Origin of the sequence: Actinokineospora inagensis DSM 44258 (assembly GCF_000482865.1) — a bacterium.
Classification (GTDB): domain Bacteria; phylum Actinomycetota; class Actinomycetes; order Mycobacteriales; family Pseudonocardiaceae; genus Actinokineospora; species Actinokineospora inagensis.
This window is the reverse complement of record NZ_AXWW01000036.1, coordinates 41009-67141: the sequence shown is the minus strand read 5'-3', so window position 1 is coordinate 67141 and position 26133 is coordinate 41009. Positions and strand designations below refer to the sequence as shown.

The following is a 26133-nucleotide window of genomic DNA, read 5'->3' as shown; positions in this document are numbered from 1 at the left end:
GGGAGCAGGGAGCAGGGAGCAGGGAGCAGGGAGCAGGGAGCAGGGAGCAGGGAGCAGGGAGCAGGGAGCAGGGAGCAGGGAGCAGGGAGCAGGGAATAAAAAGGCAGGCGAAAAAGAAAGGAATCTCGATAAAAAACCAAAAGCCTCAGCACAACAACGCACTACCGCAAACCCGCACCACGAAGCTCGAAACCCGCCTCTCATCGACGAAGCACCACTCTCGCCCCGCGCGCCTCGAAACCCGCCGAACCCAACCGCCCGTTGTGGTGAAGTTGTTTTGTTTGGGGGAGGCGGTGGCCTAAGCCGGCCGGCGGGTAAGGCCACGCTTTCCAGTGGCCCCGCCTTTTAGCCTTACCCAGGCCACCGCTAGGGGCCCCAAACAAAACAACTTCACCACAACGGGCACTTCCGCTTTTATCTGGCGCCCGAGGCCGGCGTCGCCGCCAGGCGACAAGGCCGAACACCGAGGCGAAGCCGAGGCCCAGAGACCCCTCACACCAAGATCAACCAGCCGAAAAGCCCCCAAATACACAGCCTACCCAACCCCACCGACAAGATCCGCCCACCAACCAAGAACCATGATCAACCTGAACTTGAGCCCCTGAATACACAGCCTAGATGAACCCACCGACAGTCCCGGCCCCACACAAGAGCCACACAAGAGCCACACACAAGAGAGCCACAAGAGCCCCGCAGAGCCCCCGCACAGGAACCCTCACAGAGCCCCCCACAGGGCCACCTCACCCAGCCCCCACTTGACACACCCAGGACAATAAAAAATCGGCGCATCACCCGCACACTGCAGGCAATCGCCGATCGTAATGCCAGGTTATCCGCTGTGAGGGGCATGTGTCAAATCACGAGGACGAGCTGCGCTCCGAGCGCGCCTACGTCGCAGAGCTCTACGCCCAGCTCGACGCCGAGCGTGCTCGGGTCAAGTCCGCTTACACCGCCGCCTTGGCGGGCACCGGTGGTTCGCACATGGAACGCGACGACACGGTCCGGGCCCTCGCCAAGGAGGCGCGCAGGCTCGACGTCGCCGACAACGGGCTCTGCTTCGGCAGGCTCGACGCCCAATCGGGAGAGGCGTCCTACATCGGCCGGATCGGGCTGTTCGACGAGGCCAACGACTACGAGCCCGTTCTCCTCGACTGGCGTGCGCCCGCCGCGCGTCCGTTCTACACCGCGACCGGCGCGACTCCCGAGCGGATGCGCCGTCGTCGCCAGTTCCACACCCGTGGTCGCCAGATCCGTGATTTCACCGACGAGGTCTTCGGCCGTCCCAGCGACAACGACGGGGGCGACGCGGCCCTGTTGGCCGCCGTCAACGCCCCGCGCGGCAAGGGCATGCGCGACATCGTCGCCACCATCCAGGCGGAGCAGGACGAGATCATCCGCCTCGAACACCCCGGTGTCCTCGTCATCGAGGGCGGACCCGGCACCGGCAAGACCGTCGTCGCCCTGCACCGGGTCGCGTACCTGCTCTACACGCAGCGTGAGCGGATGGAGCGGCACGGTGTGCTCGTCGTCGGTCCGAACCCGGCGTTCCTCAACCACATCGGCCGGGTCTTGCCGTCGCTCGGCGAGTCGGACGTGGTGTTCACGACGACCGGCGGCTTGGTCCCCGGCCTGCGGGTGACCGCGGAGGACGCCCCGGCGGTGGCGAAGGTCAAGGGCAGCCTCAAGATCCTCGACGTCCTGACAACCGCGGTCACCAACCACCAACGGCTGCCGGAGACCCCGATCCCGATCGGGCTCGGCGGTGTCACCCTGCGTATCGATGCCGAGACCGCGCAGTGGGCCCGGGAGGAGGCGCGGGCGAGCGAGCTGCCGCACAACGACGCCCGCGCGGTGTTCACCGAGATCATCACCTATGTGCTGACCGAGCGGGCGATCGGTCGGATCGGTCGGGGCTGGCTGAACCGGTCGGACAAACAGGCCTGGGGGGGCCTGCGCGGTGAGCTGCTCAAGGAGCTCGCCGACGACGAGACCTTCACCGCGGCGCTGGACGACCTGTGGCCGGTCCTGACACCGGAGTCCGTGCTGGCGTCGCTGTTCTCCTCCGCCGAGCTGCTGGCTGCCGCGGGCGGGGACCCGGCCCTGTTCCGGACGGACGGCGCGGCCTGGACCGTGTCGGACGTGCCGCTGCTCGACGAGCTGGTGGACATCGTCGGTCGGGACAAGGCGGTCGACCAGGAGGCCGAGCGGGAGCGCAAGGCCGAGGCGGAGTACGCGGCGGGCGTGCTGGACCTGCTGGTCAGCCGCCAGGACTCGATGGACGACGAGGACCACCTGTTCGCCACCGACCTGCTCTACGCCGAGGACCTGGCCGACCGGTTCGTCGAGCGGGACACCAGGGACCTGGTCGAGCGGGCCACCGCGGACCGGGACTGGACCTACCGGCACGTGGTGGTCGACGAGGCCCAGGAACTGTCCGAAATGGACTGGCGGGTGCTCATGCGGCGCTGCCCGAACCGGTCGTTCACCGTGGTCGGCGACCTCGCGCAGCGCCGGTCGGCGGCCGGGGCGACCGCGTGGGAGCCGATGCTGCGGCCGTACGCGGGCGACCGCTGGGTGTACCGGTCGCTGACGGTGAACTACCGGACCCCGGCGGAGATCATGGCGGTGGCCGCGTCGGTGCTCGCCGAGTTCGCGCCGTCGGTCCAGCCACCGGAGTCGGTCCGGGCGTCGGGTGTCCAGCCGTGGTCCCGGCAGGTCACCGCGGCCGAGTTGGCCGGGGCGATCGCGGAGTTCGAGCGGGACGAGGCGGGCCGGGAGGGCACGAGTGTGGTGATCGGGCCGCCGGACGTGCCGGGGGTGGTGCCCGCGTCCGAGACCAAGGGCCTGGAGTACGACGCGGTGCTGGTCGTGGACCCGGACCGAATCCTGGCCGACGGCCCGCGCGGCGCGGCGGAGCTCTATGTCGCTCTCACCCGCGCCACCCAACGCCTCGGCGTCCTGCATCGGGGGCCGTTGCCACGGGCCTTGGGCGGTCTCACCGAGGTCACGCCCGCCGGGAGCCGGTAGTCGCCCGCCGCTCCCGCATCCCTAAGGGATTGTTAGGTTGACCGGCCACGGCTTGTCCTCGGCCGGTCACTCCCCGCACTGTGGTCCCGATCACCACGCAACGATCGGGGAGGCGTCATGGCGGTGCGGGAGCGGGCCGGGGACCGGCGGATGGCGGCGAACGTCGCCAAGGGGTCCATCGGCAACCTCATCGAGTGGTACGACTGGTACGCCTATACGGCGTTCTCCATCTACTTCGCGGCGACGTTCTTCCCCAAGGGAGACCAGACCGCGCAGTGGTTGAACACGGCCGCGGTGTTCGCGGTCGGGTTTTTGATGCGGCCGATCGGCGGGTGGCTGCTCGGGCGGTTCGCGGACCGGTTCGGGCGCCGGACGGCGTTGACGCTGTCGGTGACGTTAATGGCGTTCGGGTCGCTCGTCGTCGCGTTGACTCCGGGCTACGACACCATCGGGGTGGCCGCCCCGGTGTTGCTCGTAGTGGCGCGGCTGTTGCAGGGCCTGTCGGTCGGCGGCGAGTACGCGACTTCCGCGACCTATCTGTCCGAGGTAGCCGCGCGCGGCAAGCGCGGGTTCTACTCCAGTTTCCAGTACGTCACTCTTACCGCTGGGCAACTGGTGGCTCTGGGGCTGCAGATCGTGTTGCAGCACGTGTTGTCCGCGCAGCAGATGGAGTCGTGGGGCTGGCGGATCGCGTTCGTCGTGGGTGCTCTCGGCGCTCTTGTGGCGATGTACCTGCGGCGCACGATGGACGAGTCGCCCAGCTTCGAAGCCGAGTCGAGTGAGTCACGTGGCACGGTTAAAGCGCTGTTGCGGTACCCGCGCGCGTGCCTGCTCGTGGTCGGTCTGACGCTCGGGGGCACGGTCGCCTTCTACACCTACACCACGTACCTGCAGAAGTTCATGGTGAACACCAGTCACATCGCCAAGGACACCGTCACCTGGATCAACTTCCTCGCGTTACTGGTGTTCGTGATCCTGCAGCCGCTGGCGGGCAAGCTGTCCGACGTCATCGGCAGGCGGCCGTTGCTGTTGGGGTTCGGTGTCCTCGGCACGCTGGCCACGGTCCCGTTGCTGAGCGCGTTGGCGGGTACACAGGACCCGGTTCTAGCGTTCTTGTTGATGCTCGGCGCTCTCGTTATCGTGACGGGCTACACCTCCATCAACGCCATCGTGAAGGCGGAACTGTTTCCCACCAAGGTGCGCGCCCTCGGCGTCGGGCTCCCGTACGCGCTCACGGTCGCCATCTTCGGCGGCACGGCCGAGTACGTCGCGTTGTGGCTCAAACAAGCCGGACACGAGTCGGTGTTCTTCTACTATGTGGCGGGGTGCGTGCTGGTCTCCCTAGTGGTCTACGGGCTGATGGGTGAGACCTCCACCGACTCGCCCCTCGAGGACGGGGACTGACGATGCGCGTGCTGCTGGTCGAGGACGACGACGGAGTGGCCGCGGCGGTCAACGACGTTCTTACCGCGCACGGCCACCCCGTGGAGCGGGTCACCCGCGGCGCGGACGCCCTTATCCGCCACCGCGACGCGGACGTAGTGCTGCTCGACCTCGGCCTGCCCGATATCGACGGCCTCGACGTACTGCGCAAGCTGCGGCGGCTGGCGTCGACCCCGGTGGTCGTCATGACCGCGCACGGCGACGAGCGGACCGTGGTGCGCGGCCTGCGCCTCGGCGCGGACGACTACCTGGTCAAACCGGTCCGGCTGATCGAACTGCTGGCCCGGATCGAGGCGGTGACCCGGCGGGCGTTGGCGGCGGAGGTGACCCGCCCCGGTCTCGTCCAGGTCGAGGACGTGGCCGTCGACCTGGACGCGCGGCGGGTGTCGGTGGCCGGTGAGCCGGTCGGGCTGACCAACCTGGAGTTCGAGATCCTGGCCGTCCTGGTCCGACACGCGGGGAGCGCGGTGAGCAGGCAGCAACTGCTCGACGAGGTGTGGGGCGACGCCTACCTGGCGGTGTCCCGGTCGCTGGACGTGCACCTGGCACAACTGCGGGCGAAGCTGGGTCGCCCCGGGCTGGTCACCACCATCCGCGGTTTCGGCTTCCGCCTGGGCGACTGACGTGCGGCGCCGCCTGCTGCTGGTCCTGCTCGCGCTGTCCCTGGCCGCGCTCGCCGGGTTCGCGTTCCCGTTGCTGCACAGCACCTCCGCCGAGCGCACGCAGCGGTTCGTGCTCAGCCGCACCGCCGACCTGGACCGCTTCGCCGAACTGGCCGCCATCGGCGGCGACCGGCTGCGCGGCGAGGTCCAAGCGCACGTCGACCTCTACGGCGACGCGGTTGTGGTGGTCGACGCTCGCCGCATGCCCGTCCTGCAGTTGGGCATGCGGGCCGAAGAACCGGCGGTTCGAGCGGCGTTGGACGCCGCGTTGCGCAACCAACCGGCCGAGGTGCCGCCGGATGTCCGGCCGTGGTCATCCGGCCCGGTGCTGTTCGCCCGCCCGGTCGGCAGCGGCACCCGGGTCACCGGCGCGGTCGCCCTTCGGTCCACTGTGGACATCGCGGCGGCCGATGTCGGCACGAGCTGGGCCGTGGTGCTGGCCGGGGTCCTCGGCGCGGCGTTGGCGTTCGTGGCGTTGGCGTTCCTGTTGGCGCGGTGGGTGTTGCGGCCGGGCGCCGAGTTGGAGCGGGGGGTGCGGGCGGTGGGCGCGGGCTCGCCGGGCGCGCACGTGTCGCCGGTCATGGGGCCGCCGGAGCTGCGGGGGTTGGCGGGGTCGTTCAACCGGATGTCGGACGCGGTGGCCGAGTCGGCTGTGCGGCAACGGGCCCTGGTCGCCGACACGTCGCACCAACTGCGGAACCCGTTGGCGGCACTGCGGTTGCGGATGGACTCGCTGGCCGGGCGGGTCGCTCCGGCGGCGGTACCCGCGTACTCGTCCATGGTCGCGGAGCTGGACCGGTTGGAAACACTGCTCGACTCGATGCTGACCTTGGCTTCGGCCGACACCGCGGCCACCGAGCTCGCCGCCCGCCGCCCGACCGTGACCTGCGACGCGGCCGTCGTCGTGGCGGACAGGGTGGATTCGTGGCTGCCTGCCGCGGATGACGCCAAGGTCACGATCGTGGAATCAGTGGCGCCCGCGGTGGTCGGCTGCCCGGACTCGGACCTGGGTCAGGTGCTGGATGTGTTGCTGGACAACGCCATCAAGTACGCGCCCGGTGGCACCGTGCACGTGTCGGTCGCACCGGGCGCGATCACCGTCACCGACAACGGGCCAGGTGTGTCCGAAGAGGACCTACCCAAGCTGACGTCGCGGTTCTGGCGGGCGTCCCGCGACGTGTCCGGGTCCGGCCTGGGCCTTGCCATCGCGGACCGGTTGGTGACCGCCTACGACGGTCAACTCCGGATCACGCACGCGGAACCGCACGGGCTGACGGTCACGGTGGTGCTGCCATGACCTTGTCACGACGGGCTTTCCTGCTCGGGGCACTCACTGTGGCCGGTTGCTCCTACGCGGCCCCCAACGACCGCATCCGCATCGCCGCAGGCGAGCCCGGCGGCTTCTACGTCGAGTTCGCCCGCCTGCTGGCAGGCGAGATCAACTCGATCGGGCCACGGGCCGAGGTCGTCGAAACCCTCGGCAGCGTCATGAACATCGACCGCCTCACCACCGGCGCCGCCGACCTCGGCCTCGCCTTGGCCGACGCCCTCGCCGCCGCCCGCGCGGGCACACCCCCGTTCACCGCGCGACTCGACCTCACCGCCCTCGGCCGCGTCTACGAGAACTACATGCAACTCGTCGTCCGCGCCGACAGCCCCATCCACACCCTGCCCGACCTGGCAGGCCGCCCCGTGTCGCTCGGCGCCCCCGGCTCCGGCGCCGCCCTCTTCGGCGACCGCCTCCTCACCACCGCCGCCCTCTCGGTCACCATCGACCACAACCCCCTCCTCGACGCCACCACCGCCCTCCACACCGGCCGCGTCGACGCCCTCCTCTGGTCCGGCGGCCTCCCCACCCCCGCCCTCGCCGACCTCGACACCGCCACCGGCATCCGCCTACTCGACCTCGCCGCCTACACCCCGGCACTACGCGCCCACTACGGCCCCGTCTACGACCAGGTCACCATCCCTGCGGGCACCTACCGCGACCCAACCCCGATCACCACCATCGGCGTCCCCAACCTCCTCGTCCCCTCGCCCACCCTCCCGGCCCCCACCATCGACCTGATCGTCAACCTCCTGGTCACCCGAGCCACCCACCTCGTCCCCCAACAAGCCCTAGGCACCCAATACCTCGACGTCCGCTCCCTCATCGACACCGCCCCGGTCCCCCTCCACCCCGCAGCCGCCGCCCGCTACCGCGCCCTGCACGGTTGAGGTCAGAGGTCCTTGACCAAGTCGACCAACTGACGCCCGCCGTGCCGGAAGTGGCCGTCGCGGTGGACCGTCCCACAACCGCTGGTGTTGACCTGCAGAACGACGCGCTGGTCGGCGTAGTTGAGGACGAGGTCGAACCGCGGGCCACGGATCGCCGGGCACGCGGATCGCGGGTTGGCCGCGCGCAACGAGTTGATCGCGGTCACCACCCGCGCTGTGTTCCACTCAGCCGGATCGGACCAGTGCGCGGGAGCGTCATCAGTGCCAGGGCACAACTGCACCGAGACCGGCGTGGCGGCCGGCACCAGCGGCCCCGTTCCGTCGATCTCGGTGACCGCGGGCAGGGGGCCGCTCGGCGCCGGACACCCGGTGGGCGACAACGTGTCGACCGCGAGGATTCCCCCGACCACCAGCACGACTACCGCACCGCCGACCAACCACGAACCGGACCAGACGCGCATCGCGAAGCCGCTCCGCCACACCAGCCAACGTTCTCTTATGCCTCAGCGCGTACGCCGCGGATTGCCCAGGCTCTCGCGGTGAGGTGGATGCGACCGTCCGCTGTTGTGGGGAGGTTAGCGCGCAGGGTTTCGCGGAGGGTGTGGCGGTGGTCGGCTGGCAGGGACTGGATGTAGGTGGGGGCTGGGCCTTGGCCGCCCAGGAACGGGGTCCAGTAGTCGTCGAAGTCGGTGAATGTGGTGGGGATTTCGATGGGGTGGACGGTGACCTGGTCGAGGCCGGCGGCGGTCCACAGGTGGGTGAGGGGGTCGGGGCGGCACAGGGGGAAGCGGTGGCCCTCGTGGTGGGTGGCGGCCGTGGGGTCGAGGGCGGTGGCGGTGTCCCAGAAGGTGCGGATCATGGCCATGCCGTCGCCGTAGTCCCAGACGTAGGCGGCGATCACCCCACCGGGGGGCGTGACGCGGGTGAACTCGGCCAAGGCACGAGCGGGATCTGGGACGAAGTTGAGCGCCAGGCCGCTCACCACGACGTGCACGCTCCGCGCCAACAGCGGCAGCGACTCGGCGCCCGCACGCAGGAATGACGCCCTCGGGGCGGCGGCGCGGGCGGACGAGAGGAAGCCCATCGACGGGTCGACGCCGACGACGTGTGCGGGTTCGGCGGCGGACAGCACGTGCGCGGTCAGGGCGCCGGTGCCGCATCCCACGTCCAACCAGCGCAGGCCGGGTGGGGCGGCCAACCAGCGGACGAACCGGGCGGCGACGTCGCGGCTCCACCGACCGACGTACGCCTCGTACGCGGCGCCCGCCGCCCACACGTCGCGCTCTGTCATGATCGGACAGCGGCACCGCCGATCAACCACGGCCTGGGCCAAGAACGCATCACGCCACCCCCATCCGTCACATCAAGCCTATCAATGCCGTGTGGCGATCCAGCACGGGCGACCGTACGGGGTCCCCTGCGGCGGGTGCGCCGACAACCCGACCTCAGCTTCGCCGCCGCCCTCCGCATCTTGGACCGCCACGAGCCCGGCTTGGTGGACAAGCTCGACAAGGCCCTCGGCTTTACGCTGCTGACCGCAGGCACAGTGGCGGGCTTGGCCTCGTTGGGCACACCGATCGCACCCCTGGGTCTGTGCGCCCTGGTCTGGGGCTGGGTGGACCAGAAGAACGAGGCGTGTTCACTGTTGCGGGGTGTGCTGAAACCCGCCCGGTTCAAGTCTCCCCGAGGACGCGAACGGCGGGAACTCCTTGAGGCGGCACACGGTGCCCTGGTCGTCTCGTCGTTCCTGGACGTGTTCCGTGAGTCGCTCGCGACCCGAGCGACCAAGGACCTAATGCGGCAGGAGCACGCGAAAGCCGCCTTCGAGGCGATTTACCTCGCCGAGCTCCCGACCCCATCGTCCCAGAGCTTCCAGGAGAACCTCAGCGCGGTGAGCGTGTGGGCGGGCATCGCGTCGGAGAAGGCGGACAGACTGCTCAATGGGGTGGTACCGCGGGAGCTGCTGTCACAGGTGATCTCGCGGTACGAGTCGCGATTCCTCGAGCTGGCCGCGGACGTGTCGGAGTTCGCCGTATGGGCTTCATTGGGCGAACACGCCGCAACCAGGCGAGTGGTGGAAGCCCAGGGAGAGGCGCTGAGCCGCCTGGAAGTCCTACTGCGGTCGAACGACGACACAGAGCTAGACCAAGACCTCCGAGCGCTTCGCCGGTCGAACCAGGGAATCCTGAGCGAGCCGGTGATCGCGGCTGACGCGGAAAAGTACGGAGTGGATGTCACTTTCCCGACCGTGGAACGCGGCTTCATCGCGCCGCACTACAAGGTCGCCAGATATCTCCTGCAAAGCGCCAACGTGGCCAGCGAACGCTGGTGGGACGACCAGGGGCGGCACGCCGATCTCGACCTCATGCTGACCGCCTATTTCAACTCACCCGAGGCGATCAGGCTTCCCCTGTTGGTGTTGGGACACCCCGGGGCGGGAAAATCGTTGCTGACCAAGGTGATCGCCGCCCGACTCCCCGACTCCGACTACACGGTCATCCGGGTCCCGCTGCGCAACGTCGAGGCGACCGCACCGATCATCGACCAGGTTCAGCAGGCACTCGACCGCTCGACCCACCGGCGCACGTCTTGGTCCAGAATGGCCCAACAGAGCGCCGACACCATCCGAGTCATCCTGCTCGACGGCCTCGATGAACTTCTCCAAGCCTCCCATATCGACCGGCGCGGCTACCTCCAGGAGGCCATGGAGTTCCAACGGGGCGAACGCAACCAGGAACAACCGGTGGCGATCATCGTGACCTCGCGGACCCTCGTCGCCGACCGGGTGACCATCCCCGACGGCACGACCGTGGTCAAGTTGACCGACTTCAACCGGGCCCAGATCAGGGACTGGGTCACCCGACGGAACACCGCCAACAACCGGGCTATCACCGAGCGCGCGATCCCGTCGTTGAACCCGGCCGATCTCACGGACCTCCACGAATTGGCCGCACAGCCGCTTCTGCTGTTGATGCTGGCCCTCTACGCCGCCGACCCGGAGTCACCCAAGCTCGGGGCCGATACCTCTACTATCACGCTCTACGAACGGCTCATCGATAATTTTACCCGAAGAGAAGTCCTGAAGAGCGATCGGCCGAGCGACCTCAAAAGCGCGGTGGAGAAGCAGGTCGAACGGCTGTCAATTGCCGCACTCGGCATGTTCAACCGGGGCATCCAGTATATCAGCGATGTCGAACTATCCGATGACATCAAGGCGTTGCACAACGAGCCCAACGCAGGCAGACAGCTCCTAGGGCGCTTCTTCTTCGTACACTCGGCAGAGGCCGTACTACACGAGCGAGAAATATCCTACGAGTTCCTACACGCGAGCTTTGGGGAGTATTTAGCCGCGCTACATCGCCGATGAAGTCATCAGCCTCACCATGGCGGCACGTTTCAGCCGACGCGATCCCGACGACAGCAGGTTGTTCACACTGTTGTCACGTCAGACGCTGGCAGGCAGAGCAAATATGCTCACTTACCTTCGAGCCTTCTTAGGGGAACGTTCAGGCGTCGAACCGATACTGTACAACCTGATCACACAGTACCGGACTCAAACGCGGTCGGCAATATCGGCCAGCTACCAGCCGACTCCGCCGGACGCCTTGAGGCAGCTCACAATCTATTCGGCGAACCTCATCCTCATGATCGAGTCTCTCGTTCCGTTCAATCGGAAGATGATCGACTGGGAAGCCGTTGTCCGACTATGGCAAACCCTGTCGACACGGGAATTCGAAGACATTTTTCTCATATTTGAGAGAAATCGTGATCAATATACCAGTTTCGAAGAAGCAGGTGCCCTACTGCGGGGCCACAGGCATACGTACGATGCATTACTGCTCGGACACGCGATGGCCACGACTCCCAACGGCTACTGCGAGTGGACGAATCACGCCCTCGGCTCAATCTGCGGGATCGGCATTGGCTTTAAGGCTGCCGCGCAGTTCAACCGGCCGGGCGCCGCGGTGCCGCGGGACGAAATCGTGGTAGTGATCGACGCCCTGTCCTGGCTGCTGGCGAAGCCTCAACTAAACGACGCCGCGATAGTCGACGACTACCACCACTACCTGACTACCCTGGTCGACGAGCGCGACGCCACCACCTGGGCTTCGCAAGTAGCGATGGCGGAGCGGGCAGAGTGGGAGGCGGAACGTAGGTTTCGCGCCAGCGGGCGACGATCTCGTCGGGATCGACCAGGGGGACGGTGAAGTGGGTGTCCTGGCCGTTGCGCATCCAGGTTTTGATGCGGTTGTTCAGGTCTTCCACCACATCGCGGACGTGGGACTCACGTGGGAGGCCGCGGATCAGGGTGGGGAGGTGTTCGACTTCCTTGCGCAGGCGCAGGGGTTCGGGGAGGAGGGCTTCGGTGGGGAGGCCTTCGCGGCGGAGGTAGGTGGTGAGCCAGGCTTGGGGGTCTTCGAGGTTGGTGAGGGGTTTGCCGGTGCCGGGGAGGTTGTCGAACTCACCGCGGTTGGCGGCTTCGCGGATTTGGGACTCGACCCAGGATTCCATGTTGACGCCGGGGGGTTTGCGCCTGGTCATGGGAGGAGCCTGCGGTGGCGGTCCAGGGCGCGGTTGACGAGGGCGTCGGTGGCGCCGAGGTAGCCCGCGGGGTCCAGAAGGGCTTCCACGTCAACGGAGGCGAGTTCGGGGGCGGCGCGCAGGGCGTCCGAAAAGGACGGTTCGCGGGAGAGTCTGGCCAGCAGCTTCTTGGCTTCGACCTTGCCGAGGATGGGGGCCAACGCCACGTTGAGGCGTTCGGAGACGATGGTGCCGCCGGTGAGGGACAGGTTGGCCGACAAGCGAGCGGGGAAGACCTCCAGGCCCTCGGCGAGTTCGGCGGCGGTCGCGGCGGCGCCGCCGACGGTGCGGAGGAGTTCGCGGAGGGGTTGCCATTCGGCGTGCCAGGCGCCGGGGGCGCGTTCGTCTTCGGCGATCATGGACTGGGCCAGGACGGTGGCGTACAGCGGGACCTGGCGGGCGGCGGCCATGACGAGGGTGGCCAGCACCGGGTTTCGCTTCTGCGGCATGGCCGAGGACACGCCGCGACCCTCGGCGGAGGGTTCGACGACCTCGCCGACCTCGGTGCGGGACATGCCCTGCACGTCGAGGGCGAACTTGCCCAGGGCGCCGGTCACCACCACGCCTGCGTGACCGATGTCGGCGTACGGGGTCCGCAGGGCGTGCCAGGGGACGACGGCTTCCACCAGGTCCAACTGCCGGGCGAACTCCGCGCTCAGCACCAGGCCGTGCGCCGGGTCGCCCGCATACTCCACATAGGACGCGAGGGTGCCCGCCGCGCCGCCGAGTTGGGCCGGTAACACGACCGCGCGGAGCCGGGACACGGCGTCCAGCACGACGGTCAGCCAGCCCGCGGCCTTCAGGCCGAACGTCACCGGGACGGCGTGCTGGGTCAGTGTGCGCCCGGCCATCACCGAACCCCGGTGCTCGTCGGCCAACCGGGCCAACGCGGCGGCGACGCGCAGCAGGTCCGTTTCGACGGCGGCGAACACGCGGGTGGTGAGCAGCATCGCGGCGGAGTCCAGGATGTCCTGGCTGGTGCTGCCGCGGTGGACGTACTCGCGGGCGTCTTCGGCCACGCACGCGGTGAACGCGGTGACGAAAGCCACGATCGGGTTGGCGCCGCCCCGGGACTTGACGGCCAGGTCGACGACGTCGATGTCCACGGCGGCCGCGGCGATGGACGCGGCGGCGGCCTCCGGGATGACGCCGAGCTTGGCCTGGGCGCGGGCCAGCGCGACCTCCACCTCGACCATGGCGGCGACCCAGGCCTCGTCGGTCACCAGGTCGGCGGCGGTCGAGCCCGCCCACACCGGGGCGAGCAGGCCGGAGTCGGTACCGGTCACGGGGCTCCTTACGCCGGTCGCGCGACCCCGGGGGTCACGCGGTGCTGGTCGTCGCCAACGCCGCCCTGGCGATGGCGTCCGCGTCGGCGAGGATCATCGAGTTCACGCCGGGACGGATCCCCGCGGCGGTCACCCAGTGCACCGACTCGGTAGGAACACCGTATCCGAATCGCCGGGGGTGGGGGGTGCCATCGGCGCGGACCAGCCGGTACGGGCGAGGTGTCACGGCGAGCCCACCGGTCTCGACAGGCCCATCGGGATCAGGGATGCGATACGGCACACAGTCGCCGCGGCTGAGCATCGAGGCGATAAGAGGGTCTGATGTGCGGCGGATGTCGACTTCCGGTAGTCGGGCCTCGACCAGGGTCGTGCACAGCACCGCGGAGCCGCCCACGCGAGGTGAGCTGACGAGGTAACCGCGCTCGGCCAGGTCCACCCGCATACCCGGGCCGACCACCCTGACCACCTCGGCCTCGATCAGCGCGACGAGTTCCGCCACCCGCCGTGCGGGCGGTCCGATGGACAGATAAGCGTTGAGTGGGGTGTACCAGGAGTCAAGGTCGTCGCGGTAAGAGCTGCCGGTTACCCCACCGTGGTCGACGGCCAACCGGACCTCGTTGCGCAGGTCGCGCAGGACGTCAAGAGCGGCCTTGACCGGGTTGGTCACGTTGCCACCGGGCACATTCGCGCGCAGCAGGTCCAGCAGCCACTCGTCGAAGTCCTCGGGCGAGCGGAACGTGCGGCCACCATCGGGTCGCGCCACCCGCTCCCAGTCCCAGACCGGCACCTCGAAGGCGGCGGGCAGTCCCGGCTCACCCGCGATGAACCGGTCCGCGAACTCGTCGCCGCGTGGACCGAGCAGTGTGCGGTAGTAGACGAGTTCGACCTCGCGGGCGATCAGCGGCCAGATGTCGTCGAGGAAGGACACCGTGGGCCGAGACCGGAGCTCGGCGATCACGTCCAGGGTGAGGAACACCGGCTCGTGCCTGCCGTACGCGCCCTTCTCGTTCTCCCCGCGCGCGTGGTACGGGATGCCGCGCCGGGAGCCGGTGATGATGACGGGCTCTTGCCCAGACGGCAGGTACGCCAGCGTCCCGTCCGCGCGCTCTTTGAACTGGCCGCCCCGGTCGGACGTGAGCAGCGCCAGGTAGTCGAAGAAGGACAGCCCGAGCCCACGCAGCGCGATGACCTCACCGGGCATGATGGTCGCGAGGTCCGCCTCAGCCGGGTTGGTGGGCGGCACATAGCCCAAGCCGTGCTCGGCGGCGTAATCGGCCAACCGGGACTCGACGGCGCCAAGAGGCATGTCGACGTGTCCTTGCGCCAGTACGACAGCGGACAACCCGGCCAAGACAGTCCCGTCGGACAGCGTCACGCGTTGACCGTCGTCCGCGTCGGCGATATCCGCCGCACTGACGCGGTGAAGCCGGATCTCCACGCCGGGCGTTCGGCACAACTCGTCGAGGAACCAGTCCAGGTAGTGCCCATAGAACGCCCGGGAGGGGTAAGAGTTCGGGGTCAGCGCCCGTGCCTCGGCGGCGACCACGGCGGGCACGGCAGCCGAGAGCGCCCACTCGTAGAGCGACGGCCCCGGCCGGATCGGGCCCGCACAGTCGACCGAGGCGTCGGTGAACATCGACACCTGGCAGGCGATGGTGTTCATCAGCAGCGACGCGGGCTGCCCGGTCGACCACACCCGGCCACCGCGACCGGCGTGCGGGTCCACCAGGTGCACCACCAGCGGACCGGTGGCGTTGGCGCACAGCCGCTCGACCGCGCTGAGCCCGCGCGGTCCCGCTCCGACGACGCAGACCTCCTGGCCGAACCTGTGCATGAGCTTGTTCCCGGGGTGTGTGTGGAGGCGGGGGCGGGTCCCGGGAGGACCCGCCCCCGCGTCCGGTTGTTCAGCGAACGCGGAAGGGCCTCGAGTGCCCCCGCGCTAGCGCGGGGTTCACTTGATCTCGATCATCGGGCACCTCCCTCGCCAGTGTCCGCCCCGGCTCCGGCGGTGGCCGGGAGCTTGGGCTCGGCCCGCACGCCGGTCGGCGTGTCCGGGTCGAGGGCGGCGCGCACCGCGACGGACTCGATGCCGCGCACGACGGCCTCGGTCTCCGCCGCGGTGAAGTAGCGGGTGTCCACCGACATGGTGAACTCGATCGTGTCGAGCGGGTCGTCCACGTGCAGGTAGAGCTTCTGCCGCGGCATGCCGGGCTCGTCCTCCCAGTGCGTCTCGGACCGGGACAGCGCCGAGGCCAGCGAGTCGGCCGTCGGCTCGGGTCCCGCGCCGGGCGCGCGGTCGGACTTGCGCCGGTCGTTGAAGAAGCAGGAGAAGTCGACGGGCTCGCCGCGATCGGCGAACACCTGGTCGACGACGTCGTCCTGCGCGTCCGGGTCGTAGTAGGCGTGCTTGTAGGCGTTCATCGTGCTGCGCGCCGCCCTGGCGACCGCGTCACCGAGGGTGATGTCGGCGACGTCGATCAGGTAGGGGCTGATCTGCACGATCGTGCTGACCGACTCGGCGAAACCCGGCCGGAACCGGTTGCTGACCATCAGCATCGCCATGACCGGGTTGCTCGCCCCGGCTCGGGCCAACGCGACCGCGAAACAGGCCAGCAGCACCGACGAGGTGCTGACCCCGCCGCGCCGGGCGATCGCGTCGACCGCCAGCCGGGTGGCGGGCGAGCGGTAGCGAACCATCCGAAACGTCGGGTCGCGCAGTTCGCGCGGCTCGCCGAACCGCAGCGGCGACACGCTGCGCAGCACGTTGTCCAGGTACCGCAACGAGTTCGCCGACTGCCGCAACGCCGAGGGCTCCTCCTGGCTGCGGGCCTGCTCCAGCGGCTGGACGGCGGTGACCGGCGGCAGCGTCGCCGGGTCGGACCCGAGCTCGCGGATCAGCACCTCCAGCCCGCCCGCGTCCAGCGACAGGTGCAGGTAGACCGCGACCATGTGCGTGATCTCCGCGCCGACGCGGACCAGGGCGGCCCGCACCGGGAACTCGTGCTCGTAGTCGAACGGCACGCTCGCGTACCGCTCCTGCACGGCGGCGGCGACATCGGCCGGGTCGGACCCGCCCGCGTCGAGCACCTCCAGGGTGATCTCACCGGCCTCCACCAGGGACTGCCGCGGCCGCCCATCGGTGAACACCAGCCGGGTGCGCAGCGCCTGGTGCCTGCCGATGATCACGCTGAACGTGGCCGCCACCTGCTCGACGGTCACGCCGGGCGGCAGTTTGACCACGCCGCCCATGGTGCGCGACTCGCCGGACCGCGCGATGGCCTGCCAGATACCGATCTGACCCCAGGTCAGCCCCGCCTCACCACTGCCGTGGCCGCGGAAGGGAACGGGGACGCGCTCCACCTCCACCGGTCACCAGCCCGGACTCTTGAGCACCGTGCGGATGGCCTCCGCCAACTGCTCCTTGGTCGGTTGCAACACCGCGTCCAGTTCCGGCACCGCGCCGACGATCGCGCCGTCGGGCCGGGTGACCCGCTTGGGCGGCGCGGTCAGGTGCATCTCCTCGACGGCGGTCGCCAGGATCTCCGCGCCCATCCCGCAGGAGCGGTTGGAGTCGTCGAACACGACCAGTCGACCGGTGCGCGACACCGACTCGGCCAACCCGGCCCAGTCGAACGGGTACACCGAGCGCGGGTCCCACACCTCGACCGACGCCTCCTCGGCCAGGTCCTCGGCGACCTGCAGCGCCTCGTGCACCAGGTGTCCTAACGCGACAACCGTGACGTCGGTGCCCGACCGGTGGATTCGACCGCTGCCCAACGGGATCGGCCGCAGGTCCTCGTAGTCGACGATCTCGCGCACCGTCAGCGCGGCGAGCGGGCCGAAGAACACCACCGGGTCGTCATCGCGGATCGCGGTGGTCAGCAGGCCGTAGGCGTCGGTGGGGGTCGCGGGCAGCACGGTCTTGACGCCCATGTGCGCGAACATGCTGTACGGCTGGTCGGAGTGCTGCGCGCCCCACCCGGCCCGCCAGCCCGCGGCGGGCATCAGGTAGGTGACCGGGACGCTGCGCTGGCCACCACTCATCATCAGGAACTTGTTGGCCTGGTTGGTGATCTGCTCGAACACCAGCAGCAGCAGGAACGGGATCTGGAACTCGATCACCGGCCTGCGCCCGGCCATCGCCGCGCCGGTGGCGAAGTTGGTGAAGCCCTGCTCGGTCAGCGGCACCTCGAGCACCCGGTCCGGGCCGAACTTCTTCAGGAACCCGGCGGTGACGTTGGTGAGCGCGAAGTTCACGTCCTCGCCGAGCACGAAGACGGACTCGTCGCGGGTCATCTCGTCACCGAGCGCGCGGTTGAGCGCCTTGAGGTAGGACAGCTTCGGCACGGCTCACTCCTCTCCTGCTACAGCGAGACGCCGGGTCTCGGTCGGAAACCGTCGGCGTAGTAGTGGTCCATCGCGTCGGCCGGGTCCGGCCGGGGACTGTCCACGGCGAACCGGACGACCTCGTCCAGCTCCGCCTCGACCGCCGCGTCCACCCGGTCCCGGTCGGCCGGGTCGATCCGGGCGGCCTGGATGTCCAGCGGGTCGCGGGCCTTCCAGGCGTCGATCTCGGCCTGCTCCCGGTAGCGCAGCCGCACCAGCATCTCGAAGGTGTGGTGGCCGTGGTAGCGGTACGTGTCCATCACCAGCAGCGAGGGACCGCCACCGGAGCGCGCCCTGGCCACCGCCTCGGCGACCGCGGCGTGCACCACCTCGACGTCCTGACCGTCCACATCGGACGACGGGATGCCGAACGCCTCACCGCGGCCGGTGATCGTCCCGGCTACCGCCGTCTCGACCGGAAGCGTTGTGGCGTAACGGTTGTTCTCACAAATGTACACCACCGGGAGCTGCCAGAGGCCCGCCAGGTTGAAACCTTCGAGGAGCGCGCCCTGGGTGACCGCGCCGTCGCCGAAGAAGCTCAGCACGACCTTCGGCTCCCCCGCCTTCGCCGCCGCCCAGGCGATCCCGGCCGCGATGCCCGCGCCGTGCCCGACGGTGCCGGTCGAGTTGTACACGCCCGCGCTGAAGTCCGACGGGTGGAACGAGCCACCGCGACCCTTGTCGATCCCGGTGACCCGACCGGCCATCTCGGCCAGCACGCGCCCCGGGTCGCAGCCCTTGGCCAGCAGGTGCCCGTGGCCCCGGTGGCTGGACAACACGATGTCATCGGGGTCGAGCGCGCCGCAGGCCCCTGCTGCCACGGCTTCCTGACCGATGCACGGGTGGATGCCGCTGAAGATCTCCCCCGCGCGGACCAGCTCGATCGCGCGTTCCTCGAACCGGCGGATGAACCGCATGGTCCGGTAGAACCCCAGGGCGTCAGGCATCTGCGCCGCCGAAAGCCGCCAGCACCGACTCCGGCCACTGCCTGGAGTCCGCACCGTGCCGGTTGATCAGGGCGAGGGCGAGCCGTTCGAGTCCGAAAGCGACACACGACGTGTGCGCGAGCTCGCCGCCCGCGGTGATGCCGAAGGTCTCGCCGAAGTGCTCCTTGTGGTAGTTGGCCGAGGCCACCGCCTGCACCTGGCCGTCGGCCACCGGGACCTTCAGCTCCCACTTGAGCTCCTGCAGCCGTTGCGCCGCTTGGTAGAGCTTGCGGCCGGGACCGAAGAACGGGTCGTCGGCCACCTCGACCGACACGTCCAGCCCCAACTCTTGGAACCAGCCCTCGACCTGCTCCAGCCGGGCCGCCCGCCACTTGAGGCAGTGCTCCTCGGTGGCGACGGTCACCAGCTCCAACATCCGGAACGACCGCAGCCGACCGGGTTCACTGGTCGCCTCCTGGCGGAAGCAGGACGCCTCGACGGTGACCTTCGCGGGTTCGGCCAAGGCGCTGTCGGCCAGCGTCGCGTACACCGGGTAGCAGGCGGCGGGCAGCAGGACCAGGTCACCGATCTGCTGCTGCGCGTACCACTCGCCACCCTCCTCGACCAGTGGCTTCAACCGCGCCCAACCGCTGGGGGTGCCACCGTAGCCGTGCACGGTGCCCAGCAGGTTCGGGAACGCGGCGACGTAACCGGCGCGCTCGATGGTCTTGCGGGAGATGACCGGCGGGATGACCAGCCGGTGGAACGGTTCGTCGGCGGCCAGCGCGGCGACCCCGGTGCGCAGCAACCCGATGACCCGCTCGAACCCCGGCGGGGACAGGAACACCCCCGGTACGCCGGTCTCCAGCGGCAGACCCTCACCCAGCCTCGACATCGCGCCACTCCTCTGGCCAACGGTGCTCGCGCACCCGGTAGTCGTCCTCCCCGGCCAACGCGACCGCGGCCGCGAAGCCGGTGGGCGCGGAGAGATCCCGCACCCGGTATGGGCCGTCAGCCCGCCGTACCACCCCGCCGGAACCGCCGGGGCTCACCGATTGCCGCAGGCCCGGGAAAAGCCGCCCGCCCGCGGCTTTCACGCACGCCTCCTTGCGGGCGAACAACCCGGTGAACCGGGCCGCCCGCTGCCCGGGTGGGCAGTCGACGACGTGTCGCGCCTCCGCCGCCGGGTAGAACCTGGCCGCTATTCGCGCCGCGTCCAACTCCGGCTCGACCCGCTGCAGGTCGACCCCGACCGCGCGGGTGGCGGTGCGGGCGACCACGGCGAGGCCACCGGAGCGGGACAGGCTGACCCGCACGCCGTCGGTCTCGGGTTTGCCGTTCGGCCCGAACCGCCAGCGGACCCGGCGCGGGGCGAGCCCGAGGGCCTGTCCGGCGACCACCCTGGCCACCCCGTGCGCGGCCACGAACTCGGCCTTGCGCTCGGGCGGGAGTGCCGCGACCCTGGCCCGCTCGTCCTCGTCGAGGTGCTCGTGCAGTTCGACGAGAACCCGTTGCGGCAGAACGGAATCAACCAGCCAGATCGCGACCTCGTCCATCATGCCACCGCCGCCGACCACGTGTCCACAGCGGATTCCTCGACGGACACCCGGACATCGGCTGACATGTCCACAGTGGACAGGCAGAGCAGACCGTGTGCCGGCTCGTAGTCGGCCAGCACAACGGGTTCGTCGTGCCCCTTGGCCAGCTCGCACCAGATCCCGGTGTAGGGCTGGCCGGGATCGGCGACGACGTCGGCGATCCCAGGCACCAGCCCGGCCAGCCGCGCCGACGCGATCACCCTGGTCGAGCCCGGAACGGCCGCACGGAAGAGTTCCGGCAGGCGCAGACTGTCCACACCGGTGTGCTGCACCGTGGTGATCGGGCTGCCGTGGTTCTCCAGCCGCAGGGCGACGGCGGTGTGCCGGTCCGGTATCGGCGCGGGCCCCAGCGGCTCGTAGTGCAGTGCCGACTGCTCGACGACGAAAACCAGCGCCCGCTGACAAGTCGTGAGGTAGGACTCGGCCAGCCGCAGCGCCGTGAACGCCGCTCCCGCGCCTTGGTCGCACACCGCGAACGCCATCGGCCGACCGGGGCACCGGTCGCTCAGGTAGCACGCCGTCGCCCGACCCAGTCGCAGGTCGTGCATGGCGAACGCGAGCAGCAACAGGTCGACCGGCTCGTCCGGTCCGACGACCGACGGCAGCAACTCCTCGGCCATCTCCCCGAACGAGTGCCCGACGCCCTCGGTCAACAGGTCTTCCCGCAACGCGTTGCCGTACGGACGGACCAGGTCGGCGAGGAACGGGCGCAGCGCCGGGTCGAGCGCGGTCGGCGAGGTCCCGTCGAACACCTTGGCCCGAGCGGACACCAGGCGCGCCCGGCCACCGGCGGCTGTCGGCGGACCACCGGTGAACATCACTCGTCCGCGACGGTGTGGGCGGCGATGTAGGCCGCGAGGGTGCCGACGGTCTCCAGGTCGTCCTGGCCGATCTCCTCGACGTCGATCTGGATCTCCAGCTCGTCCTCGAGCTCCAGCAGCAGCTCCAGCGTGCTGGCCGAGCTCAACCCCAGCTCGGTGAACAGCTTCGTCGCCGCGGTCAGCCCGACGACCTCCCGCTTGAGCACCCGCGGCAGCAGGTCGCCCATGCTCGCCTGGACGCGGCCGAGCAGGTCGGCGTCAACAGTCTCCACAGACCCCATCGAGGTCCTCCCATCGGTGATGCCAAACCTCGAAGGCCCGGCTAGTGCTCGAAGACCATGGCGGAGAAGGTGGCGCCGAGTCCGGCGGCGCCGACCAGGTACCGGTCCCCCGGCCGCAGCCGACCCTGGTCGAGGGCGGTGCGGTAGTTGAGGAACGGGTCCGCCGCGAAGCTGTGCCCGGTCACCGGCACGTTGTCGAGCACGACCCGCTCGACCGGGTAGCCGATGCGCTTGGCGAGTCGCCGCCAGGACACCGAGTTCACGTTGTGCGGCACCAGGAGCGCGATGTCGTCCAGGGTGATGCCGGCCTGCTCGACGGCGGTGAGCAGCACCCCGGCCAGCAGCTCGGGGTACTCGTGCTGGAACCGCAGCGCCAGCTCCGGGTCGATGATGAGCCTGCCGTCGAAGTCGCCGCGCACGCTCGTGGCGTACGACAGCATCCGGTCGTTCGGCCCGGTCGCGCCGACCAGCGCGGCGGCGGCGCCCTCGCCGAACACCGCGGTCTCCGGCACCAGCATCGCGTCCGGGGTGAAGGTCTTCTCCCCGGACACCACCAGCGCCAACGCTTCCGGGTCGGGATCGGACGCGAGCAACCGCCCCGCGACGTCGAGCGCCAGCAACCCGGTGGCGCACGCCTGGTGGGTGACGGTGAAGGTCAGCGCGTGGCCGAGGCCGAGCTTGACGCACAGTTCCCGCAGCGGGTTGTGCGGGTACGGGACGGCCACCGGCATGCCGCGCGCGTAGAGCACGTACTTGACCCGGTGTTCGTTGCCACGCAAGGTTTCCAGCCGATCAGTGGCCGCCACCAGCAGGTCGAGCAGGGTGCCCGCGCTGTCCAGGCAGATCCGGTCCAGGCCGTGGAACCGGCGGAACAGCCGGATCTGGCGGTCGGTCATGGCGAACCGCTCGGCCAAGTCCTCCAGCGGGACCCGGTCCGGCGGGAGGTAGGCGGCGACCTCGCGCAGCGCGGTCACGACTTGACCCCGGTCCCGGCCCCCGGGTCGAGCGCGGCGTCGACCAGGACGGTCTCGACCTCCTGGAGCAACCCGAGCAGCGCCGCCGGGGCGACCCGGTGCGTGTCGCCGGTCAGGGTGAACACGAGCGCCTCCGTCCCGTCCATCGCCTCGTCGATGTCCATGTACAGCAAGGGCTGGTCCACGTCGGTCCACCGGACCCACTCGTGCCCGGTGCGGCCGCGGGCGGCGGTGATCTCCGCCGGGTCGGGGGCGGTGAGCGACTGCTCGGCCCGGCCGGGTGGGCGGCGGTCGTTGAAGTAGGTGTCCATCTCGACCGGTCCACCCAGGTCCTCGGCGACCGCGGCGACCATGGCCGCGCGCTTCTCCGGGTCGTAGTAGGCGTACTTGTAGGTGACCATGGTCGCCTGGCGGGCGCGGTGCACGGCCTCGGCGAACCCGATGTCGGCGACGTCCACCATCAGCGGGCAGGTCTGCGCCATCGTGCACACCGAGCCGAGCAGGCTCTGCCGGAACCGGTTGTTCACCGCGATCTGCACGGCCACCGGGTTGTTGCCGACAGTGCGCGCCAACGCGCAGGCGTACGCGGCGAGCAGCACCGGTGAGGTGTCGATGCCCAGCCGGACCGCGATGGCCCGGGTGGCGAGCGCGGCGGCGGGCGAGGTCAGCGCCACGTCGCCGAACCGGGGCGAGCGGTGGTCGTCGGACTCCCCCTCGACCCGCTTGGGCGAGACGGTGCGCAGCACCCGCTCCCAGTAGCGCAGGGCGGCCTCGCTGTTGCGCAGCACGTTCGGCTTGCGTTGTTGCTCGGCGAGGGCCAGCGGCTGGGTGGCGTCCAGTGGCACGGTCGGCCCGAAGTTCGTGCGGTCCATCGTGGACAGGTCGGCGATCAGCGCGTCCAGGCCGTGCGCGTCGATGGCCAGGTGGTTGTAGACCGCGACCGAGTGGGTCGGCGTGCCGTCCTTGGTGATCACCGCCATCCGGACCGGCCACTCGTGCTCGTAGTCGAAGTCGGCGTCCTCGTAGTCGCGGCGGACCCGTTCGGCGACCTCGCCCGGGTCGTCCGCCCCGGCCTCGACGACCGCCATGCCGATCCGGCCGCTGTCGTACACCCGTTGCCGCGGGCCGCCGTCCTGGCCGTCGAACACCAGCCGGGTGCGCAGCGACTGGTGCCGACCCATGACGTAGCGCAACACCCCGGCCGACTGCTGCACGGTGGTCCCCGGTGGCACCGGGGTGACCCCGCCCATGGTCTCCGAGTGGCCGGTCTTGACCACCGTCCGCCACACGGTGCGCTGCCCCCAGGTCAGCTCACCGACCCCGGCACCCTGACCGTGGAAATCGACGAGGACCTCGTTCGTCATCCCGCTTTACCCCCGCCGCATTGAGCTGCTTGCGCAGGCATTCTTGGTATCGAGTGGTGAAAGTGTCAATACTCCAGTTGCCGAGCATTCCCCTCCGCCGAGAATGTTCGTGACGGCCCGACCGGGGTGCGGTACCTTGGCGCGCAACCGGCGGGGTTTGGAGGTCGCGCGATGGCGCTTTTCGACGAAGTCGCGGGAATACTCCGGGAGGTGGTCGGGCCGTGCGGCGGATGTCCGCCGGAAATTACGCCGAATGCCACGCTGGAGGGCGACCTGCGTTTCGACAGCATCGACCTGACCCGGGTCGGCGCGACCCTGACCGCCCGCTACGGCGACCGGGTCGACCTGGCCGGGCACGTGCGCGGACTGGAGTTGGACGAGATCACCGGGTTCACCGTCGGCCAGGTCGTCGCCTACGTGGAACAGCGGGCATGAGCCGGTTCCTGTTCGTGGTGCCGCCGTTGGCCGGGCACGTCAACCCCACCATCGGCCTGGCCGCGGCGCTGGTCGGGCGCGGCGACCAGGTCGCCTGGTGCGGTCCGGAGTTGCACCTGCGCCCGCTGCTCGGCCCGGCCGCGACGATCTTCCCCACCGGTACCCGGCTGCACCGCCCGCAGTCGGACCACGGGCTCGCGGCGGTGCGGTCGGTGTGGGACCGGTTCATCGTGCCGTTCGCCCGGTTCAGCCTCCCGGCCGTGGAGAAGGCCGTCGCCGAGTGGCGGCCGGACGTCGTGGTCGTCGACCAACATTCCCCCGCGGGGGCGATAGCCGCGCACCGCCTCGGGGTGCCGTGGGCGACCCTGGCGGCGTCGACCATGGAACTGGGTGAACCGCTGGCGGACCTGCCGAAGGTGCACGCCTGGCTGCACGGCCGGATGCGGCACCTCTGGGACAAGGCCGGGATGCCCGCCGACGAGTTCTTCGACCTGCGCTACTCCCCGCACCTGGTCCTCGCCTGCACCACACCCGCGGTCACCCCTGCCCTACCCGTGGGCATCCTGGGGGTCGGCCCGGTGCTGGCGCCGAGGCACGGCCAGCCCGAGTTCCCGTTCGACTGGTTCGACCAGGGCAAACAGCACGTGCTGGTCTCCGTGGGCACGCTCGCCGACGACGTGTCCGCCCGCTTCCTCAACGAGATGGTCACGGCGTTGGCACCGCTGGGCGACCGGCTGCAGGGCGTGTTCGTCGCGCCGCCGGAGACGCTGCCCGACCTCCCCCCGCACCTGGTCGCGCGGACCAGGGTGCCGATGCTGGCGCTGCTGCCGCACGTGGACCTGGTCGTCTCGCACGGCGGCCTCAACACGGTGTGCGAATCGCTGGCACACGGGGTCCCGCTGGTCGTGGCGCCCATCCGGCACGACCAGCCGATCAACGCGAACGGCGTGGTCGCGGCCGGGGCGGGGGTGCGGGCCGGTTTCGCCCGCGCCGACGCGGGCCTGCTGCGCGCCGCCGTCACCGAAGTCCTCGGCGACCCGGGCTACCGGGCCGCCGCCGCCAAGGTCCGCGAGTCGTTCGCCGAGGCGGGCGGAGCCGACGCCGCCGCGGCGGCGCTGGTGGACCTGACCACCCGGTTGCCGGCAGCAGCCGGCCTGAGCAGGAGCACGTCATGATCGAGGTCAAGGGACTGCGCAAGTCCTTCACGCTGGGCAAACGGCGCAAGACCCGAACCGTCGAGGCCGTCCGCGGCGTCGACCTGTCGGTCGCCGAGGGGGAGATCTTCGGCTTCCTCGGCCCCAACGGCGCGGGCAAGACGACCACCGCCCGCATCCTGTGCACGCTGCTCGAACCCGACGACGGCCACGCCGTCATCGCGGGCGCCGACCTGCGCAAAGACCCGGCCGCCGTACGCACCAAGGTCGGCTACGTCCCGCAGGGCGGCACCACGACCGACGAGGTCACCGCGCGCGAGGAGTTGGTGCTGCAGGCGCGGATGTACGGGATGCACAAGACCGAGGCGGTGCAGCGGACCGAGGAGGCGCTGGCGTCGTTCGAGCTCACCGAGTTCGCCGACCGGCAGTGCCGCACGTACTCCGGTGGTCAGCGCCGCCGGGTCGACATCGCCATGGGCATCATCCACCGGCCGAAGGTGCTGTTCCTGGACGAGCCCACCACCGGCCTCGACCCGCAGTCCCGGGCGCACCTGTGGGACGAGGTGCGCAGGCTGCGCGACGCGGGCATGACCGTCTTCCTCACCACGCACTACCTGGAGGAGGCCGACGCGCTGTGCGACCGGATCGCGATCATCGACCACGGCGAGATCGTGGCACTGGGCACCCCGACCGAGCTCAAGCACGGGGTGGCCGGTGACGTGGTCACCGTCGGCCTCAACGGGGACGGCCCGCGTGCCGCGGAGCTGCTGACCGGCCGCGACTACGTGCACAACCTGGAGCTTGGCGACGACGGCCTGCGCCTCTACGTCGACGACGGCGCCACCGCGATGCCGCAGATCATGCGGGCGCTCGACGGCGGCGACATCCACTTCGACACGGTCGAACTGCACCGGCCCAGCCTCGACGACGTGTTCCTGATCAAGACCGGCCGCTCGCTCCGGGACAAGTAGGAGATCC

23 protein-coding genes are annotated in these 26133 nt (G+C 69.9%); 9 read left to right on the top strand and 14 right to left on the bottom strand.

Annotated elements, in window-relative coordinates:
- The first annotated feature begins 849 nt into the window (after window positions 1–849).
- The 5 genes from helR (at window position 850) to H504_RS0115660 (ending at window position 7349) form a co-directional block, all read left to right on the top strand.
- Window positions 850–3027, top strand: coding sequence for an RNA polymerase recycling motor ATPase HelR (gene helR, locus H504_RS0115680; RefSeq protein WP_245614267.1), 2178 nt, complete (start codon window positions 850–852; stop codon window positions 3025–3027).
- Window positions 3028–3144: 117 nt separating this feature from the next.
- The gene (locus tag H504_RS0115675; protein WP_026423535.1) at window positions 3145–4431 is read left to right on the top strand and encodes an MFS transporter; all 1287 of its coding nucleotides are present in this window, start codon (window positions 3145–3147) and stop codon (window positions 4429–4431) included.
- 2 nt (window positions 4432–4433) lie between these two features.
- The gene (locus H504_RS0115670) at window positions 4434–5093 is read left to right on the top strand and encodes a response regulator transcription factor (RefSeq protein WP_026423534.1); all 660 of its coding nucleotides are present in this window, start codon (window positions 4434–4436) and stop codon (window positions 5091–5093) included.
- Window position 5094: 1 nt separating this feature from the next.
- Window positions 5095–6429: a sensor histidine kinase gene (locus tag H504_RS0115665; protein WP_026423533.1), complete on the top strand. Its 1335-nt coding sequence runs from the start codon at window positions 5095–5097 to the stop codon at window positions 6427–6429.
- Window positions 6426–7349, top strand: coding sequence for a TAXI family TRAP transporter solute-binding subunit (locus H504_RS0115660; RefSeq protein WP_026423532.1), 924 nt, complete (start codon window positions 6426–6428; stop codon window positions 7347–7349). The genes H504_RS0115665 and H504_RS0115660 overlap by 4 nt, the downstream gene beginning before the upstream one ends.
- A 2-nt stretch (window positions 7350–7351) precedes the next feature.
- Here H504_RS0115660 and H504_RS0115655 read toward each other — a convergent pair whose 3' ends face one another.
- The gene (locus tag H504_RS0115655) at window positions 7352–7810 is read right to left on the bottom strand and encodes a hypothetical protein (RefSeq protein ID WP_035304481.1); all 459 of its coding nucleotides are present in this window, start codon (window positions 7808–7810) and stop codon (window positions 7352–7354) included.
- A 35-nt stretch (window positions 7811–7845) separates the two neighbouring features.
- Window positions 7846–8640, bottom strand: a complete 795-nt coding sequence (locus H504_RS0115650) for a class I SAM-dependent methyltransferase (protein ID WP_157440443.1) — start codon at window positions 8638–8640, stop codon at window positions 7846–7848.
- A 135-nt stretch (window positions 8641–8775) separates the two neighbouring features.
- Between H504_RS0115650 and H504_RS0115645 the strand changes: the two genes are divergently transcribed.
- On the top strand, window positions 8776–10716 hold the full coding sequence (locus H504_RS0115645) for an NACHT domain-containing protein (protein WP_026423529.1): 1941 nt from the start codon (window positions 8776–8778) through the stop codon (window positions 10714–10716).
- 704 nt (window positions 10717–11420) lie between these two features.
- Here H504_RS0115645 and H504_RS0115640 read toward each other — a convergent pair.
- The 12 genes from H504_RS0115640 to H504_RS0115585 all read right to left on the bottom strand — a co-directional run bounded on the left by H504_RS0115640 (window position 11421) and on the right by H504_RS0115585 (window position 23566).
- Window positions 11421–11891, bottom strand: coding sequence for a DnaJ family domain-containing protein (locus H504_RS0115640; protein ID WP_026423528.1), 471 nt, complete (start codon window positions 11889–11891; stop codon window positions 11421–11423).
- Window positions 11888–13216: a lyase family protein gene (locus H504_RS0115635; RefSeq protein WP_026423527.1), complete on the bottom strand. Its 1329-nt coding sequence runs from the start codon at window positions 13214–13216 to the stop codon at window positions 11888–11890. Before H504_RS0115635 ends, H504_RS0115640 begins: the two co-directional genes overlap by 4 nt.
- 34 nt (window positions 13217–13250) lie before the next feature.
- Complete coding sequence (locus H504_RS35365) at window positions 13251–15050, bottom strand: FAD/NAD(P)-binding protein (protein ID WP_035304478.1); 1800 nt, start codon at window positions 15048–15050, stop codon at window positions 13251–13253.
- A 131-nt stretch (window positions 15051–15181) separates the two neighbouring features.
- Window positions 15182–16582 carry a condensation domain-containing protein gene (locus H504_RS35360; RefSeq protein WP_051385916.1) on the bottom strand — a complete coding sequence of 467 codons (1401 nt, stop codon included), beginning with the start codon at window positions 16580–16582 and terminating at the stop codon, window positions 15182–15184.
- 3 nt (window positions 16583–16585) lie between these two features.
- A complete protein-coding gene (locus tag H504_RS0115620) occupies window positions 16586–17563 on the bottom strand; it encodes an alpha-ketoacid dehydrogenase subunit beta (protein ID WP_026423526.1) in 978 nt (325 codons plus the stop codon).
- Window positions 17564–17580: 17 nt separating this feature from the next.
- Complete coding sequence (locus tag H504_RS0115615) at window positions 17581–18549, bottom strand: thiamine pyrophosphate-dependent dehydrogenase E1 component subunit alpha (RefSeq protein WP_026423525.1); 969 nt, start codon at window positions 18547–18549, stop codon at window positions 17581–17583.
- Complete coding sequence (locus H504_RS0115610) at window positions 18542–19423, bottom strand: aminoacyl--tRNA ligase-related protein (RefSeq protein WP_026423524.1); 882 nt, start codon at window positions 19421–19423, stop codon at window positions 18542–18544. The genes H504_RS0115615 and H504_RS0115610 overlap by 8 nt, the downstream gene beginning before the upstream one ends.
- The gene (locus H504_RS35355; RefSeq protein WP_169735399.1) at window positions 19407–20084 is read right to left on the bottom strand and encodes a 4'-phosphopantetheinyl transferase family protein; all 678 of its coding nucleotides are present in this window, start codon (window positions 20082–20084) and stop codon (window positions 19407–19409) included. The genes H504_RS0115610 and H504_RS35355 overlap by 17 nt, the downstream gene beginning before the upstream one ends.
- Complete coding sequence (locus tag H504_RS38725) at window positions 20084–20944, bottom strand: hypothetical protein (RefSeq protein ID WP_051385914.1); 861 nt, start codon at window positions 20942–20944, stop codon at window positions 20084–20086. The genes H504_RS35355 and H504_RS38725 overlap by 1 nt, the downstream gene beginning before the upstream one ends.
- Window positions 20944–21228: a phosphopantetheine-binding protein gene (locus H504_RS0115595; protein WP_084467747.1), complete on the bottom strand. Its 285-nt coding sequence runs from the start codon at window positions 21226–21228 to the stop codon at window positions 20944–20946. The genes H504_RS38725 and H504_RS0115595 overlap by 1 nt, the downstream gene beginning before the upstream one ends.
- A 41-nt stretch (window positions 21229–21269) precedes the next feature.
- On the bottom strand, window positions 21270–22202 hold the full coding sequence (locus tag H504_RS0115590) for a ketoacyl-ACP synthase III family protein (protein ID WP_026423522.1): 933 nt from the start codon (window positions 22200–22202) through the stop codon (window positions 21270–21272).
- On the bottom strand, window positions 22199–23566 hold the full coding sequence (locus H504_RS0115585) for a condensation domain-containing protein (RefSeq protein WP_026423521.1): 1368 nt from the start codon (window positions 23564–23566) through the stop codon (window positions 22199–22201). Before H504_RS0115585 ends, H504_RS0115590 begins: the two co-directional genes overlap by 4 nt.
- Window positions 23567–23737: 171 nt before the next feature.
- Between H504_RS0115585 and H504_RS0115580 the strand changes: the two genes are divergently transcribed.
- From H504_RS0115580 to H504_RS0115570, 3 genes are read left to right on the top strand one after another with little or no spacing between them, the layout of a single operon-like run.
- Window positions 23738–24001: an acyl carrier protein gene (locus H504_RS0115580; RefSeq protein ID WP_026423520.1), complete on the top strand. Its 264-nt coding sequence runs from the start codon at window positions 23738–23740 to the stop codon at window positions 23999–24001.
- On the top strand, window positions 23998–25176 hold the full coding sequence (locus H504_RS0115575) for a glycosyltransferase (RefSeq protein ID WP_026423519.1): 1179 nt from the start codon (window positions 23998–24000) through the stop codon (window positions 25174–25176). The genes H504_RS0115580 and H504_RS0115575 overlap by 4 nt, the downstream gene beginning before the upstream one ends.
- Window positions 25173–26126, top strand: coding sequence for a daunorubicin resistance protein DrrA family ABC transporter ATP-binding protein (locus H504_RS0115570; RefSeq protein ID WP_026423518.1), 954 nt, complete (start codon window positions 25173–25175; stop codon window positions 26124–26126). The genes H504_RS0115575 and H504_RS0115570 overlap by 4 nt, the downstream gene beginning before the upstream one ends.
- The last annotated feature ends 7 nt before the right edge of the window (window positions 26127–26133 follow it).